Below are 14,228 nucleotides of genomic sequence, written 5' to 3'. Positions count from 1 at the left end.
GGCCTGCGGCAGTCTCACGGAAGTCTCAACACCGCCACCGCACAGGAAGTCTGAGGGATCGCCGGACGCGCGGGCGCCCCGCTGGGTATCGTCCTGCCGCTGCGGATGAAGATCACGAGGGGCTCTGGTGCGGGATGAGTGAAATCCACGGGTCGCGGCGGGCCGTCCTGGAGGAATTGCGGTCGGCCGTGGCCGTACACCCGCTGGTCAATCTGACCGGCCCCCTGGGGTCCGGGAAGTCGCGGCTCGCCTCGGCGCTGGACGCCGCCCGCACCGTGCACATGGACCTGCCCCAGGCGGCCGCCGCCCTTGCGGGGGCGCGGCTCGTCCCCCTCGACGGGCTGCTGGTCCTCGACGGCGCGGACGGCCCCCGCAGGCGGGAGGAGGTCCGGGGGGCGCTGGACGCCGCGGCCCGGCTGCTGGTGGTCAGCCGTCGCCCGCTCGCCGACGACCTGGAGGACTGGCCCCCGGACGCCGTCACCGTGGCGGTCCCGCCGCTGCCGGACGAGGAGATCACGGCCGGCGTCGAGAGTGCCGAGGGCCGCGAGCTCACCGCACGCCTCGCGGGCGGCCTGCCGCTCCTCGCGCAGGCCGCACAGCGGGCGCTGCGCGCCGGGACCCTGCCGGCCTCGCCCGGCGCGGTGGCGGACCTCCTCGCCACCGAGATCCTCGAACGGCTCGGGCGGGAACTGCCGGGCCGACGGCGCCGGCACGTGCTCCGGCTGCTGGCCACCGTCGGGAGGGCCGACGAGAAGATGCTGGCCGGTGGGCCCGAACTCTTCACGGACCTCGCGGACCTGAGCATCGTCACCCGGGGGTGGCTCGGGCTGGGACTCGCCGAGCCGTACCGCCACGTCATCGAACTCGCCTACCAGTGGCGGCAGCCGGTGGCCCACGAGGCCGCCCGCACCCGCGCGGCCGGCTACCGGCTCACCCAGCTGGACCGTGCCCAGGATTCCGCCACGCGCCGTGAACTCGTCGAGCAGGGCCTCTTCCTGACGGGTGATCCGCTGCTGCGGCAGGAGCTCTTCCCCGCGGCGCACCGCGCCCCGTGCTTCCGCACCGCCACCGACGCCGATGCCGGCCACATCGGCCGGCTGATGCGCGAGTGGGCCCTGGCCGGCGGCCTGGACCCGGGCCGCGCGGACCGGCTGGCCGAGCGCTGGGCCGCCGAGGAGATCTCGGCCATCCACCTGGTCTGCGACGGCGGGGGCCGGCCGGCCTGACGAGCCTGCTCACCATCGGCGACCGCACCGCGGACTCCACCGAGCCGCTGCTCCAGAAGCACACCGGGGAACTCGCCGCCGGAGGGCTCTTCCTGGGCGCGGCGTACTGCTCGGACCGGGCCGTCCACGCCCACCTGCTGCGGCACATCCTCCGCGAGGCCGTCGGCGCCGGACGGCTGGTCGTCTCCACCGCCAGCCCCGACTACCGGACGCTGGTGCACGGCCTGGGCTTCCGTACGCACGGCATGGTCGGAGAGGACGTCTTCCGATGTGGGCGGCCCCCTGAGGTCTTCAGCAGCGACCTCGCCCCTGCCCAACTACCGCGCTGGCTCGCCCGGCTCGGCGGGAGCCCGGTGCGGGACGTCGGCGAGCACATTGCCAAGGCGCTGGCCCGCATCCGGGACCCCCAGGCCCTGGCGGCCAGCCCCCTGCTCGCCCTGGCCCGGACCCCGACGCCGGCGGCCCTGCGCGGCTGGCTGTACGAGGCGGTACACGGACTCGCGCTGAGCGAGGACGAAGCGGAGGCGGAGGCCGGGCGGATCCTCCAGGCCTACTACTTCGGCCGGCCCCGCACCCACCACCAGGTGGCGCGCGGCCTCCACCTCAGCCGCGCCACCTACTTCCGCCGGCTGCGCCACGGCCTCGACACGCTGGGCGCGCGGCTCCAGGCTCCGGTCCGGTAGCGGTCGGCGCGGACCGTACTGGTGACCGTCGATCCCGCGACGAGGGGCTACTGGTGACCGTCACTCCGCGGCGGTGCCCCCCTGGTCAGCAGGTCGACCAGGTGGGTGAGTGCCTCCGCTCCGGGACCCTCGACGGCGGTCTCCGGAGCGGCTTCCGGCGCGGCGCAGCTCGATCCACCCCAGGTACGCGGAGTAGGCGGCCACCGCCCGGCGCCGGGCATCGGCCGGGGCGAGCCTTAGGTGTTCTGTCCTGGGAGGTTGTGGACGGGTGATGCAGGTCTCGGCTGAGGGATCTTGAACGGGTGAGGGCCTTCCGGGTTCGGTGTGGATTGCGACATCTCCACCGACCAGCAGAAGGCCCTCATGCCCCACCGTAATGCACCCCTGACCGAGACCGGACGGCTCCGCCTGGCTCGCTGTGTCGTCGACGAGGGCTGGCCGCTGCACAGGGCCACCGAGCGCTTCCAGTCGCCCACCACGGCCCAGCGGTGGGCCGACCGCTACCGCGTGGCGGGCGAGGCCGCAATGACCGACCGGTCGTCCCGCCCGCATCGAACCCGGCCCTACCGGCCCCAGACCAACGGCAAGGTCGAACGCCTCAACCGCACCCTGCTGGACGAGTGGGCCTACGCCCGCCCGTACCAGTCAGAACAGGAACGACGCGACGCCTTCCCACAGTGGCTGCACACCTACCATCACCACCGCGGACACACCGCGCTCGCAGGCAAACCACCCGCCAGCCGCGTCCCCAACCCTCACAGGGCAATACACCTAGCCACTGGTGGCCACACGCTGAGAGCCCAGCCATCGCTTGGTGCGGCCGGAGATCCCGTTTACAGTCCCGCCGTCCACTATCCGAGGAACGACAACCGCACCTGGCGCTCCAGATTGTCCTTGTTCGTGTCCACCAGGCAGATCGACTGCCAGGTCCCGAGCTCGAGGCGGCCGGCGATGACCGGGACCGTCGCGTGGGGCGGGACCAGGGCGGGCAGGACGTGGTCGCGGCCGTGGCCCGGGGAGCCGTGGCGGTGTTGCCAGCGGTCGTCGGCGGGGAGCAGGTGGTGGAGGGCGGTGAGCAGGTCGTGGTCGCTGCCCGAGCCGGTCTCCAGGACGGCCAGGCCGGCGGTGGCGTGCGGGACGAAGAGGTTGAGGAGGCCGTCGCGGCCCTCGGAGGCGCGGGAGAGGAAGTCCTCACAGTGGCGGGTGAGGTCGGTGACGGTCTCGGTGGGGCCGGTGGTGAGGGTGAGGATCGTGGTGCTGAAGGGCATGGGCTCATCCTGCCGTTCACGGGGCGCGATCGCTCGTTCCCGGGCCGCGGGGCGCGGAGGCGCCGTCGAGCGGCGCCTCGCGGGTCGCTCGCGCGGACCGGTGTGGGGCGACGGGCCCCTGTCGGACCGGGAAGATCCTGGAGCCGTCCACAGTTAGTGGAATCGTGAACGAATTCGGGGTACACGAGGTGGACGTGGTGGTCATCGGTGCCGGGCAGGCCGGGCTGTCCGCGGCCTACCACCTGCGGCGCACGGGGTTCGAGCCCGACCGGGACTTCGTCGTCCTCGACCACGCCCCGCGCCCCGGCGGCGCCTGGCAGTTCCGCTGGCCCTCCCTCACGTACGGCAAGGTCCACGGGATGCACGCGCTGCCCGGCAAGGAGCTGACCGGAGCCGATCCCGCGCGACCGTCCTCCGAGGTGATCGGCGGCTACTTCGCCGACTACGAGGAGACCTTCGGCCTGCGCGTCCACCGGCCGGTGGACGTGACGGCCGTGCGCGAGGAGGAGGGGGGCCGGCTGCGCGTCGAGACCTCGGAAGGCCGCTACGAGACCCGGGCGCTGATCAACGCTACCGGCACCTGGGACCGCCCGTTCTGGCCGCGCTACCCGGGGGCAGGAGACCTTCCGCGGCCGCCAGCTGCACACCTCGCAGTACCCCGGCCCCGAGGCCTTCGCCGGCCTGCGCGTGGTCGTGGTCGGGGGCGGAGCCTCCGGCACCCAGCACCTGATGGAGATCGCCGAGGTCGCCGCCGGGACGACCTGGGTCACCCGCCGCGAGCCCGTCTACCGCGAGGGCCCGTTCGGCGAGGACCAGGGCCGGGCGGCGGTCGCCCTGGTGGAGGAGCGGGTCCGGCAGGGCCTGCCGCCTCAGAGCGTGGTCTCGGTCACCGGACTCCCCGTCAACGACGCGATCCGCAGCGCCCGCGAGCGCGGCATCCTCGACCGCGAGCCCATGTTCGACCGGATCACACCGACCGGGGTGGCCTGGGACGACGGGCGGACGGTCGAGGCGGACGTGATCCTGTGGGCGACCGGCTTCCGGGCCGCGATCGACCACCTCGCGCCGCTACGGCTGCGCGAGGTGGGCGGCGGCATCCGCGTCGAGGGGACCAGGGCGGTCCGCGACGCGCGCGTCCACCTCGTCGGATACGGACCCTCGGCCTCGACCATCGGCGCCAACCGCGCCGGGCGGGCGGCCGTCGCCGAGATCCGCCGGCTCCTCAGGCGCGACCCGCAGCCCGTCGGTTCTCGTTGAACTCGGACACGTTCGCCTGGTGTTCGGCGTAGTCGGCCGTGAACCGGGTGTCGCCCGGCTTGACCGTGACGAAGTAGAGCCAGTCACCCTTCGCCGGCTCGATCGCGGCCGCCATCGCGGCGTCGCCCGGGTTCCCGATGGGCGACGGGGGCAGTCCCCTGCGCTCGTAGGTGTTGTACGGGCTGTCGATGCGGGTGTCCTGGTGCGTGGTGTCGACGGTGTCCCGGCCCAGGGCGTAGTTGATCGTCGAGTCCATCTGAAGCGCCATGCCCCGGGCGAGGCGGTTGTAGACGACCCGCGCGACCTTGCCCATGTCCTCGGCGGAATCGGCCTCCGCCTGCACGATGCTGGCGATGATCACGGTCTGGTGGACGCTCATCCCCTGGCGCCGGGCGCCCTGCGCGATGCGTTCGGCGCCGAAGCGTTTCGCCGCCGTCTCGACCATGTAGCGCAACAGGCCCTTGGCGGTGGTCGCCTCGACCACCGGGTAGGTCGCGGGGAAGAGATAGCCCTCCGGGTTGCCCTCGGCCGCGGGCGGCAGGGCGAGGCCGGTGGCCGGCGCGTGGGCGGTCGTGCGGGTGGTGCCCTCGGGGAGGCCGAGGGAGCGGTCGACGGCCGCGTACACCTCCCCGGCCCGCCAGCCCTCCGGGATGAGGAGGGTGCGCTGCTTCTCGGCCGGGGGCCGTCGCTCCTGCCCGCCGGTCAGCAGCAGGGGGACCGTGACGGCGGTGGCGACGACCAGGGTGCTCAGGATGAGGACGAATCGGCCGCGCCGGGTGAGGCGGGCGCGGCGGCGACGGTGTTCGGGCTGCCAGGACCGGTACGTCATGGGCGCACGCTAACCCGCTCGACCCGCGAATCCGGGGAGCCGCAACGCGGCGGCACCGCCGGTCCCCTGGGACGGGGGTCCGGCGGTGCCTCGTACGGCGATCGTCAGACGAGCCAGCCCAGGAAGTGGAGGACGCCGGCGAGGACGGTGGTGATGACGTTCATGGTGGTGCCTTCTCCTTGTACGGGACTTCTGTGGGACTGCGCGGTCGCGGTCTGCAGCCCGTCGCTCGCGCACCGTAATCATCAGCCGTCACAAGGGAGTCGGGCAACGAAATCCGGGACGATCACACGTTCTGGGGAACAACCGCTCCCACGTTCGTGCGTTCGGCCGCCGCGGGCGCCTGGGCGTCCCGCCGGACCAGCGCCGCGTACCGCCCGTCGCGGGCGAGCAGCTCGTCGTGCGTGCCGCGTTCGGCGATCCGGCCGGCCTCCAGGACGACGATCTGGTCGGCGTCGCGGACGGTGGAGAGCCGGTGGGCGATGGTGATCGTGGTGCGTCCGGCGGAGAGCGCGTCGATGGCCCGCTGGACGGCGTGTTCGGTACGGGTGTCGAGGGCGCTGGTGGCCTCGTCGAGGATCAGCACCGGCGGGTCGCGCAGGATCGTGCGGGCGATGGCCAGGCGCTGCTTCTCGCCGCCGGAGAAACGGTAGCCGCGCTCGCCGACGAGGGTGTCGTAGCCCTCGGGCAGCGAGGCGATGTGGTCGTGGATCTGGGCGGCGCGCGCGGCGGCCTCGATCTCCCCGTCGGTGGCGTCGGGCTTGGCGAAGCGCAGGTTGTCGGCGACGGAGGCGTGGAAGAGGTAGGTCTCCTGGGAGACCACGCCGACGGCCCGGGCGAGCGTGTCGAAGTCGAGGTCCCGCACGTCCACGCCGTCGAGCGTGACGCGCCCGCCGGTGACGTCGTAGAGCCGTGGCACCAGGTAGCTGAGGGTGGACTTGCCGGAGCCGGTGGGGCCGACCACGGCGAGGCTGCCGCCGGCCGGGACGGTGAGGTCGATGCCGTCGAGGGTGGCCCGGCCCGCGCCCCCGGGCTCGTAGCGGAAGGAGACCTTCTCGAAGGCCACCTCCCCGGTGGTCCTCGCGAGGCGGACGGGCTCGGCGGGCTCGGTGATCTCGACCGGCAGGTCGAGGTACTCGAAGATGCGCTGGAAGAGCGCGAGCGAGGTCTGGATCTGCACACCGGTCGACAGCAGGCTCACGGCGGGCCGGAACAGGCCCTGCTGGAGCGAGACGAAGGCGACGAGCGTGCCGAGGGAGACGGCGGGGCCGCCGGCCTGGAGGGCGAGGCCCGCGGCCCAGTAGATCAGCGCGGGCATGGCGGCCATCACGATGCCGATGGTGGACATCCGCCACCGCCCGGCCATGGAGGAGCGCACTTCGAGGTCGACGAGGCGCTCGGACTCCTCGGCGAAGGACCTGGTCAGGGAGTCGGCGCGGCCCATGGTGCGGCCGAGCAGGATGCCGCTGACCGAGAGGGACTCGGTGACGGTCGCCGCCATGGCGGCCATCTGCTTCTGGCGCTGGGTGGTGATCCGCTTGCGCTCTTTCCCGACCCGGCGGCTGATCCATACGAAGACGGGCAGCAGGAGCAGCGAGACGAGGGTGAGCCGCCAGTCGAGGGCGAGCATCGCGACGACGGTGGCGACGACCGCGGTGAGGTTGGAGACGAGGGAGGTGGCGGTCGAGGTGACCGTCGCCTGCATGCCGCCGATGTCGTTGGCGATCCGGGACTGGACCTCGCCGGTGCGGGTGCGGGTGAAGAAGGCCAGCGGCATCCGCTGGAGCTGTGCGTAGACGGCGGTGCGCAGGTCGTGCATGACGCGCTGGCCGACCGTGGTGGAGATCAGGGTCTGGAGCACACCGAAGACGCCCGAGGTCACGGCGGTGACGATCATGCCGAGCACGAGCAGGCTGAGCAGTCCGGTGCGGCCCTGCGGGATCGCGGTGTCCAGGATCTCGCGCAGGAGGAAGGGCGAGGCGATCGTGACGAGGGACGAGGCCCCGACGAGCAGGCCGACGACGGCGAGGCGGCCCCGGTAGGGCCGGAAGAGCCGCAGGATGCGCCGCAGCTGGGCGGGCTCCTCGGGCTGCCGCGGGTCACGGGCGGGAGGTGTCCAGGTGGACTCGTCGTGCGGATGCATGGGCTCCTACGAGGGGTGAGACGGTACGACGGACGAGAGCGTAGCTCATTGTTACCTACACTCACAATGAACCAGGTCCTGATATTGTTCCCGCATGAGCACCCCCGCCCCGGGCGCCCTCGGCGCCCCCGACCCGGACGGCCTCCTCGCCGAGCAGCTGCTCCGGCTCACCCGCCGGCTGCACCGCATCCAGAAGCACCACCTGGAGCCGGTCGGCATCACCCCCGCACAGTCTCGGCTGCTGCGGACCGTCGCGCACTACGAGCAGCCGCCCCGGATGGCCGATCTGGCGGCCCGGCTCGAGGTCGTCCCGCGGGCCGTGACCAGCCTCGTCGACGGCCTGGAGACGGCCGGCCGGGTGCGCCGGGTGCCCGATGCGACGAACCGCAGGGTGGTGCGGATCGAGCTCACCGACGCCGGCCGCGACACACTGAGGGAGCTGCGCAGCGCGCGCCGGGCGGCCGCAGAGGACATGCTGGCTCCACTGACCGTCGAACAGCGCGAGGTGCTCGGAGGTCTGCTGTCCGCTCTGGTCGACCGCGGTCCTGAGCGCGTCTGCTGAGACCGGGGCAGCCGAGACCGGGGTACGGCCGCGCCGGAGGGGAGCCGTCGCCATGCCGGTACTGGAGCCGAACCCGCGGGCCCTGCGAGCCGGTACGAAGCGGCGGGCGGCGCCCGACCGGGTGCCCGACCTCCAGGCCCGCGGCACCCCGAAGCACCTGCGCGAGGAGCTGACCGCCGTCCTCGGCCCCGGCAAGGTGCTGTCCAAGATCTCCGATCTGGTCCGGTACGCCTCCGACGCGAGCCCCTACCGCTTCGTGCCCCAGGTCGTGGTGGTGGCGGAGGATCTCGACGACGTGTCCGCGGTCCTCTCCTACGCGCACGGCAAGGGCCGCGAGGTGGTGTTCCGGGCCGCCGGCACCAGCCTCAACGGACAGGCGCAGGGCGAGGACATCCTGGTCGACGTGCGCCGCCACTGGGCGGGCGTCGAGGTCCTGGACGGCGGCGCCCGCGCCCGGATCCGGCCGGGCACCACCGTGGTGCGGGCCAACGCGGCGCTCGCCCCGCACGGCCGGGTGCTCGGCCCCGACCCGGCGAGCGCGATCGCCTGCACGATCGGCGGCGTGGTCGCCAACAACGCCTCCGGCATGACCGCGGGGACCACGCGCAATTCCTACCGGACCGTCGCCTCGCTCACCTTCGTGCTCCCGAGCGGCACGGTCGTCGACACCGCCGACCCGGCCGCCGACGAGGAGCTGGCCCGGGCGGAGCCGCGGCTGTGCGCGGGACTGATGGCCCTGAAGGCCGAGATCGAGGCGGACGCGGAGCTCACCGCCCGGATCCGGGCCAAGTACCGGATCAAGAACACCAACGGCTACCGGCTCGACGCCTTCCTCGACGGTGCCACCCCCGTCGAGATCCTGCGCGGCCTGATGGTGGGCTCCGAGGGCACCTTCGGCTTCATCTCCGAGGTCGTCTTCGACACCCTCCCGCTGGACCGCGAGGTCTCCACGGCGCTGCTCTTCTTCCCCTCGCTGCCCGCCGCGGCCGCCGCCGTTCCCCGCTTCCGCGACGCGGGCGCGCTGGCCGTCGAGCTGATGGACGGCAACACGCTGCGGGCCTCGGTGCGCGTGCCCGGGGTGCCGGCCGACTGGGCGGAGCTGCCCAGGGACACGGCCGCCCTGCTCGTGGAGTTCCGCGCCCCCGACCAGGCCGCGCAGGAGGCGTACGAGCGGGCCGCCGAGGCCGTGCTCGGGGAGCTGCGGCTCGTCGCCCCCGTCGGCTCCGTCAGCAACGCCTTCACGCGCGACCCCAAGACCATCGCCGGGTACTGGAAGGCCCGCAAGGCCTTCGTGACGGCGGTCGGCGGCGCGCGCCCCTCGGGGACGACCCTGATCACCGAGGACTTCGCGGTGCCGCCCGCCCGGCTCGCCGAGGCCTGCGCGGAGCTGCTCGACCTCCAGGCCCGGCACGGCTTCGACGCCGCCGTGGCCGGGCACGCTGCCGACGGGAACCTGCACTTCCTGCTGGCCTTCGACGCGGGCGACCCGGCCGACGTCGAGCGGTACGCCGAGTTCATGGCCGACTTCTGCAAGCTGACCGTGGAGCGCTTCGACGGCTCCCTGAAGGCGGAGCACGCCACCGGCCGCAACATCGCGCCGTTCCTCGAGCTGGAGTGGGGCGCCAAGGCCACCGAACTGATGTGGCGGACCAAGGAGGTCATCGACCCGGACGGGGTGCTCGCCCCCCGCATCGTCCTCGACCGCGATCCGCAGGCCCACCTGCGGGGCCTGAAGACCATCCCCACGGTCGAGGCGATCGCCGACCCGTGCATCGAGTGCGGCTTCTGCGAACCCACCTGTCCCAGCCACGACCTGACGACCACTCCGCGCCAGCGGATCGTGCTGCGCCGCGAGATGATGCGGCAGGCCGACGGCTCCCGGGTCGAGACCAGCCTCCTGGAGTCGTACGGCTACGACGCCGTCGACACCTGCGCCGGCGACTCCACCTGCCGGCTGGCCTGCCCGGTCGGCATCGACACGGGCGCCCTGATGAAGGCCTTCCGGCACGAGCGGCACTCCGCGCGCGAGGAACGGATCGCCGCCCTCACCGCGCGGAACTTCCGCGCCGTGGAGGCCTCGGCACGGCTCGCCGCGGGCGCCGCCGAGCGGATCGGGGACCGGCTCCTGGAGTCGGTGACCGGGCTCGCGCGCAGGGCGGTGCGCCCCGACCTCGTACCGGAGTGGCTTCCCCAGATCCCGGGCGCGGCCGCCCGCAGGCTGCCCCGCACCCACCGCCCGGCCGCCGTCGCCGTCTACTACCCGGCCTGTGTGAACCGGATCTTCGGCAACCCCGGCGGCCTCGAAGGCCCGTCGCTGCCCGAGGCCGTGGTGGCGCTCTCGGCGCGGGCAGGGCGGCCGGTGTGGATCCCGGACGACGTGACGGGGACGTGCTGCGCGACGATCTGGCACTCCAAGGGGTACGAGCGCGGCAACGAGGTGATGGCCAACCGGATCGTCGAGGCGGCCTGGGGCTGGACCGCAGGCGGCCGCCTTCCGCTGGTGGTGGACGCTTCCTCCTGCACCCTCGGCATCGCCCACGAGGTGGTGCCGTACCTCACCGACGACAACCGGGAGCTGCACGCGGAGCTGACGGTGGTCGACTCGCTGGTGTGGGCGGCGGACGAGCTGCTGCCCCGGCTCGACGTACGCCACCGGGTCGGCTCGGCGGTGGTGCACCCGACCTGCTCGATGCGGCTCCTGGGCGACGAGGACCGGCTGACCGCGCTCGCCGGGGCGTGCGCGGAGGAGGTCGTGGTCCCGGTCGACGCCGGCTGCTGCGCCTTCGCCGGCGACCGGGGGATGCTGCACCCGGAGCTGACGGCGTCGGCCACGGCCCGGGAGGCGGCCGAGGTCGGTGCCCGGCCGTTCGACGCGCATCTGTCGGCGAACCGGATGTGCGAGATCGGCATGGACCGGGCCACCGGTCGCACGTACTACTCCGCTCTGCTGGAGCTGGAGCGCGCGACCCGCCCGTAAGGCCCTCGCCACCGGAACAGAGGAGTCCGAGGAGTCCAACCACCGCTACGCACAAGTCCAAACGGCGCCCTTGCGGATCAGGAGCATCAACGGCCAAGGTCCTGTTCGGGATTCATGAACCCACCATGCACTCACGGCAATCGGAGGTTCCATGACCGACAGCACTCCCCCGCGCCCCAGCCGCCGCTCCGTCCTCAGGACCACGGGTGCCGCAGGTGCCGGACTCGGCCTCGGCTCCTTAGGAGCGGCCCCCGCCGAGGCGGCAGCCCCCGCCGAGGCGGCCACCGCCGCCGAAGCGCACTCCGGGACGGCGCCCGCCACCCCGCCCCGCAAGGGCGCCACCATGGCCGGTGTCCCCTTCGAGCGCCGCTCCACGGTCCGGGTCGCCCTCGTCGGGCTCGGCAACCGCGGCGGCAGCATGATCGACCTCTATCTGGCCCTGCCGGGCGTCCGGGTGGTCGCGGTCTGCGACCCGGTGAAGGCGAAGGCCGAGCAGGCCGCCGCCAAGGTCGTCGCCGCGGGCCGGCCCTCCCCCGCCGTCTACGCAAGCGGCGAGGACGACTACCTCAGGCTGTACGAGCGCACGGACGTCGACTTCGTCCACGTGGCCACGCCCTGGGACCTGCACTTCGAGATGGCCAAAGAGGCGATGCTGCACGGCAAGCACGTCGGCGTCGAGTGTCCGGTCGCGCTCCGGCTCGAGCACCTGTGGGAGCTCGTCGACCTGTCCGAGCAGACCCGGCGGCACTGCATGCAGCTGGAGAACTGCTGTTACGGGCGCAACGAGATGCGGGTGCTGCGCATGGCGCACGCCGGCAAGTTCGGCGAGCTCCTGCACGGCGCGGGCGCGTACAACCACGACCTGCGCGCGCTGATGTTCTCGCCGACGTACTACGAGGGCCCCTGGCGCCGCCTCTGGCACACCCGGCTGCGCGGCGACCTCTACCCCAACCACGGCTTCGGCCCGGTCGCCAACTACATGGACGTCAACCGGGGCGACCGGGTCGTCAGCATCAGCAGCTTCGGCACGCCCGCGCTCGGCCTCGCCGAGTACCGGGCCGCCCACATGCCGAAGGGCGACCCGAGCTGGAAGGAGTCGTACATCGAGAGCGACCGGACGATCAGTCTGGTCCAGACGGCGCGGGGCCGGGTCATCCGCCTGGAACACGACGTCTCCACGCCGCACCCCTACAGCCGGATCAACAGCCTCGGCGGCACCCGCGGCGTCTTCGAGGACTATCCGGCGCGGATCTATCTGGAACCGGACCACAAGGGCGACCAGTGGGCCGACTTCGGCGCGTACGCGGCGGAGTTCGACCACTGGCTGTGGAAGGAGCACGCCGACCCCCCCGGCGGCCACGGCGGCATGGACTACCTCATGGTGTTCCGGCTCATGCAGTGCATGCAGCTGGGGCTCGTCCCCGACTTCGACGTGTACGACGCGGCGACCTGGACCTCGCCGGTGCCGCTGAGCCACGCCTCGATCAAGGCGAAGGGCGCTCCTCAGGCCATCCCGGACTTCACGCGCGGCGAGTGGCGCAAGGCCCGCTCCGGCGTGGACTCGGCCAGGCCGGCCTGACCTCCCCGGTGTCCGGGCCACGGCGAGCTGCCGGGGCCCGGACACCCGCTTCTCAGCAGCGCCGCAGGTCCTCGACGAGGGTGCCCTGGACGGTCTTCAGGGAGCGGTCGTGGCAGCCGCCGGAGCCGTGGAGGCGGTAGCGCTCGGCGGTGGTGCCGACCGCGTGCCGCTGGTCGCGCGGGACGCCCGTGGTGTACGTGGCGTCGCCGGTGTACGTGTCGTCGAGCCGGGACCAGGACAGCTGCTTCCCGCCGCGTACGACCGTGACGGAGGCGCGGTCGCCGAGGGTGAGGACGGTCCGCAGCCGGTCGCCCGCGCCGACGGTCGTCTCGCCGTCCATCGTGTACGTGCGGTGGGCGCGGGTGGCGGTCCGGCCGACGGTGACCGTCTCGTCGTCGGTCCAGCGGGCGGTGAGCGCGTCCGGGTTCTCGTCCGCGCCCCAGCGGTGCGTGGAGCGGTGGTCGAGGGTGCGGGTGACGGTGGTGGAGACCCGGCCGTGCGAGGTGTTCAGATGGCCGGCGACGGTGAGGGTGTGCCCGCCGGTGGTCTCCAGACGGTGGGGCGAACCGGCCGTGTACACCGCCGAGTTGAGCGGCTCGCCGGCCTCGTGCCGGTCGAGCGCGCCGGTGACGACCGCGCGGCCCTCGTCCTGCCAGAGCAGCACGTTGATGGGGGTGCTCCAGCCGGTCTGCCCGGCCGGGACGCCGGCCACGGAGACCTCCACACGGTGGGCGCGACCGTCGTTGAGGAGCGCCGCGAAGGGGGTCAGGTCGTAGACGATCGGCTGGATGTCGAAGGCGCGCGGCCCGGGGGTCACGTACCAGAGGAAGGGGTTGGACCAGCCGCCGGTCCAGACGGTGGGGAACGGCGCGGCGATGCCGGCGAGTCGGCCGTCGACGGAGATCCGCACCTCCCGGTACGGCCCGTCGGTCGCCTTGCAGGAGTAGGGCGCGGCGTCCGGGACGGTGAGGTACCAGTACTCCTCGCAGCCGCCGCCGGAGCCGGTGGCGTACACCTCGGCGAGGATCCGCTCGGTGTTGCGCGGGGTGGTGAGGGTGGCGCCGGTGAGCGGCAGGACGCGGTCGGGGGTGCCGGCGGCGGGCTTCGCCCCGCCCTCGGCGGTGTGGAAGGTGAGGGTGACGCGGACGTCGAAGATCCCGGTGTACGTGTCGTCGACGACGTTGCCGATGAGCATCTCGACGGGCTGGGGGCGGCTGAGGGTGTCGCGGTAGCGGGTGACGTCCTTCTCGACGGACCAGGCGATGCCGTCGGGCGAGGGCTGCGGGGTGGAGGTGCGGAAGAGCTCCACGCCACCGACGGTCAGGTAGCCGAGCCGGTCGTACTGGCGGCCCTTCACCGTGCCTTCGAGGCGCAGCACCACCTTGTTCCAGCGCTTGCCGCACTCCTTCGGGGGTGTGTAGCTCCCCTGGTACGGCGTGAAGTCGCGGAACCGGGCGGCCGCCAGGGTCACTTGGCAGGTGCGCGTACCGGGGGTCGCGACGGGCGGCGCGGCGGTCACCGGGTCGTGCCAGTCGCTGGTGAACTCGGCCGGCGGGGTGTCGGGGGCCTCGTCCGCGTGGGCCGCGGGTGCGGCGAGCAGCAGTCCCGCGGCCAGGGTGAGGCCGCCGATCATGCTCATGATCTTCCGTTGTCTCATGGGTCCGGAGTGAAGCGCGGGCCCCGGGATGCGGTCCAGAGGGCGTG

The 14,228-nt window shown here is 73.2% G+C and carries 9 protein-coding genes and 2 pseudogenes; 7 read left to right on the top strand and 4 right to left on the bottom strand.

The window, feature by feature from the left end; translation table 11 throughout:
• Positions 1-134 precede the first annotated feature (134 nt).
• From ACIGEZ_RS20830 to ACIGEZ_RS20820, 3 genes and pseudogenes are all read left to right on the top strand, one after another.
• Positions 135-1,226, top strand: a complete 1,092-nt coding sequence (locus ACIGEZ_RS20830) for a hypothetical protein (protein WP_399833111.1) — start codon at positions 135-137, stop codon at positions 1,224-1,226.
• Positions 1,109-1,909 (top strand): hypothetical protein, encoded by an 801-nt coding sequence (locus tag ACIGEZ_RS20825; protein WP_399833109.1) that lies wholly within the window; start codon positions 1,109-1,111, stop codon positions 1,907-1,909. The genes ACIGEZ_RS20830 and ACIGEZ_RS20825 overlap by 118 nt, the downstream gene beginning before the upstream one ends.
• Before the next feature lie 363 nt (positions 1,910-2,272).
• Positions 2,273-2,684: pseudogene (locus tag ACIGEZ_RS20820) on the top strand (integrase core domain-containing protein).
• A 76-nt stretch (positions 2,685-2,760) separates the two neighbouring features.
• Here ACIGEZ_RS20820 and ACIGEZ_RS20815 read toward each other — a convergent pair.
• On the bottom strand, positions 2,761-3,177 hold the full coding sequence (locus ACIGEZ_RS20815; RefSeq protein WP_399833107.1) for a secondary thiamine-phosphate synthase enzyme YjbQ: 417 nt from the start codon (positions 3,175-3,177) through the stop codon (positions 2,761-2,763).
• A gap of 164 nt (positions 3,178-3,341) precedes the next feature.
• On the opposite strand from ACIGEZ_RS20815, the pseudogene ACIGEZ_RS20810 reads away from it, so the two are divergent.
• Positions 3,342-4,434, top strand: a pseudogene (locus tag ACIGEZ_RS20810) (NAD(P)-binding domain-containing protein).
• On the opposite strand, the gene mltG reads toward ACIGEZ_RS20810, so the two are convergent.
• Together mltG and ACIGEZ_RS20800 are read right to left on the bottom strand one after the other, a co-directional pair.
• Entirely contained in the window at positions 4,400-5,263 is an 864-nt protein-coding gene (mltG, locus tag ACIGEZ_RS20805) for an endolytic transglycosylase MltG (RefSeq protein WP_399833105.1), read from the bottom strand. The pseudogene ACIGEZ_RS20810 and the gene mltG sit on opposite strands and share 35 nt — an antisense overlap.
• A 286-nt stretch (positions 5,264-5,549) precedes the next feature.
• Entirely contained in the window at positions 5,550-7,406 is a 1,857-nt protein-coding gene (locus ACIGEZ_RS20800; protein ID WP_399833103.1) for an ABC transporter ATP-binding protein, read from the bottom strand.
• Positions 7,407-7,500: 94 nt separating this feature from the next.
• Between ACIGEZ_RS20800 and ACIGEZ_RS20795 the strand changes: the two genes are divergently transcribed.
• From ACIGEZ_RS20795 to ACIGEZ_RS20785, 3 genes are all read left to right on the top strand, one after another.
• On the top strand, positions 7,501-7,968 hold the full coding sequence (locus ACIGEZ_RS20795) for a MarR family winged helix-turn-helix transcriptional regulator (RefSeq protein ID WP_399833101.1): 468 nt from the start codon (positions 7,501-7,503) through the stop codon (positions 7,966-7,968).
• A gap of 52 nt (positions 7,969-8,020) precedes the next feature.
• Entirely contained in the window at positions 8,021-10,945 is a 2,925-nt protein-coding gene (locus ACIGEZ_RS20790; protein WP_399833099.1) for an FAD-binding and (Fe-S)-binding domain-containing protein, read from the top strand.
• A 151-nt stretch (positions 10,946-11,096) separates the two neighbouring features.
• Positions 11,097-12,524, top strand: coding sequence for a Gfo/Idh/MocA family protein (locus ACIGEZ_RS20785; RefSeq protein ID WP_399833097.1), 1,428 nt, complete (start codon positions 11,097-11,099; stop codon positions 12,522-12,524).
• 52 nt (positions 12,525-12,576) lie between these two features.
• On the opposite strand, the gene ACIGEZ_RS20780 is transcribed toward ACIGEZ_RS20785, so the two are convergent.
• Positions 12,577-14,181, bottom strand: coding sequence for a peptide-N4-asparagine amidase (locus ACIGEZ_RS20780; RefSeq protein WP_399833095.1), 1,605 nt, complete (start codon positions 14,179-14,181; stop codon positions 12,577-12,579).
• Positions 14,182-14,228 lie beyond the last annotated feature (47 nt).

This window comes from Streptomyces sp. NPDC085481 (assembly GCF_044541845.1).
Classification (GTDB): domain Bacteria; phylum Actinomycetota; class Actinomycetes; order Streptomycetales; family Streptomycetaceae; genus Streptomyces.
Note: the sequence above shows the minus strand (reverse complement) of the source record. Positions and strands in the feature narration are given on the sequence as shown.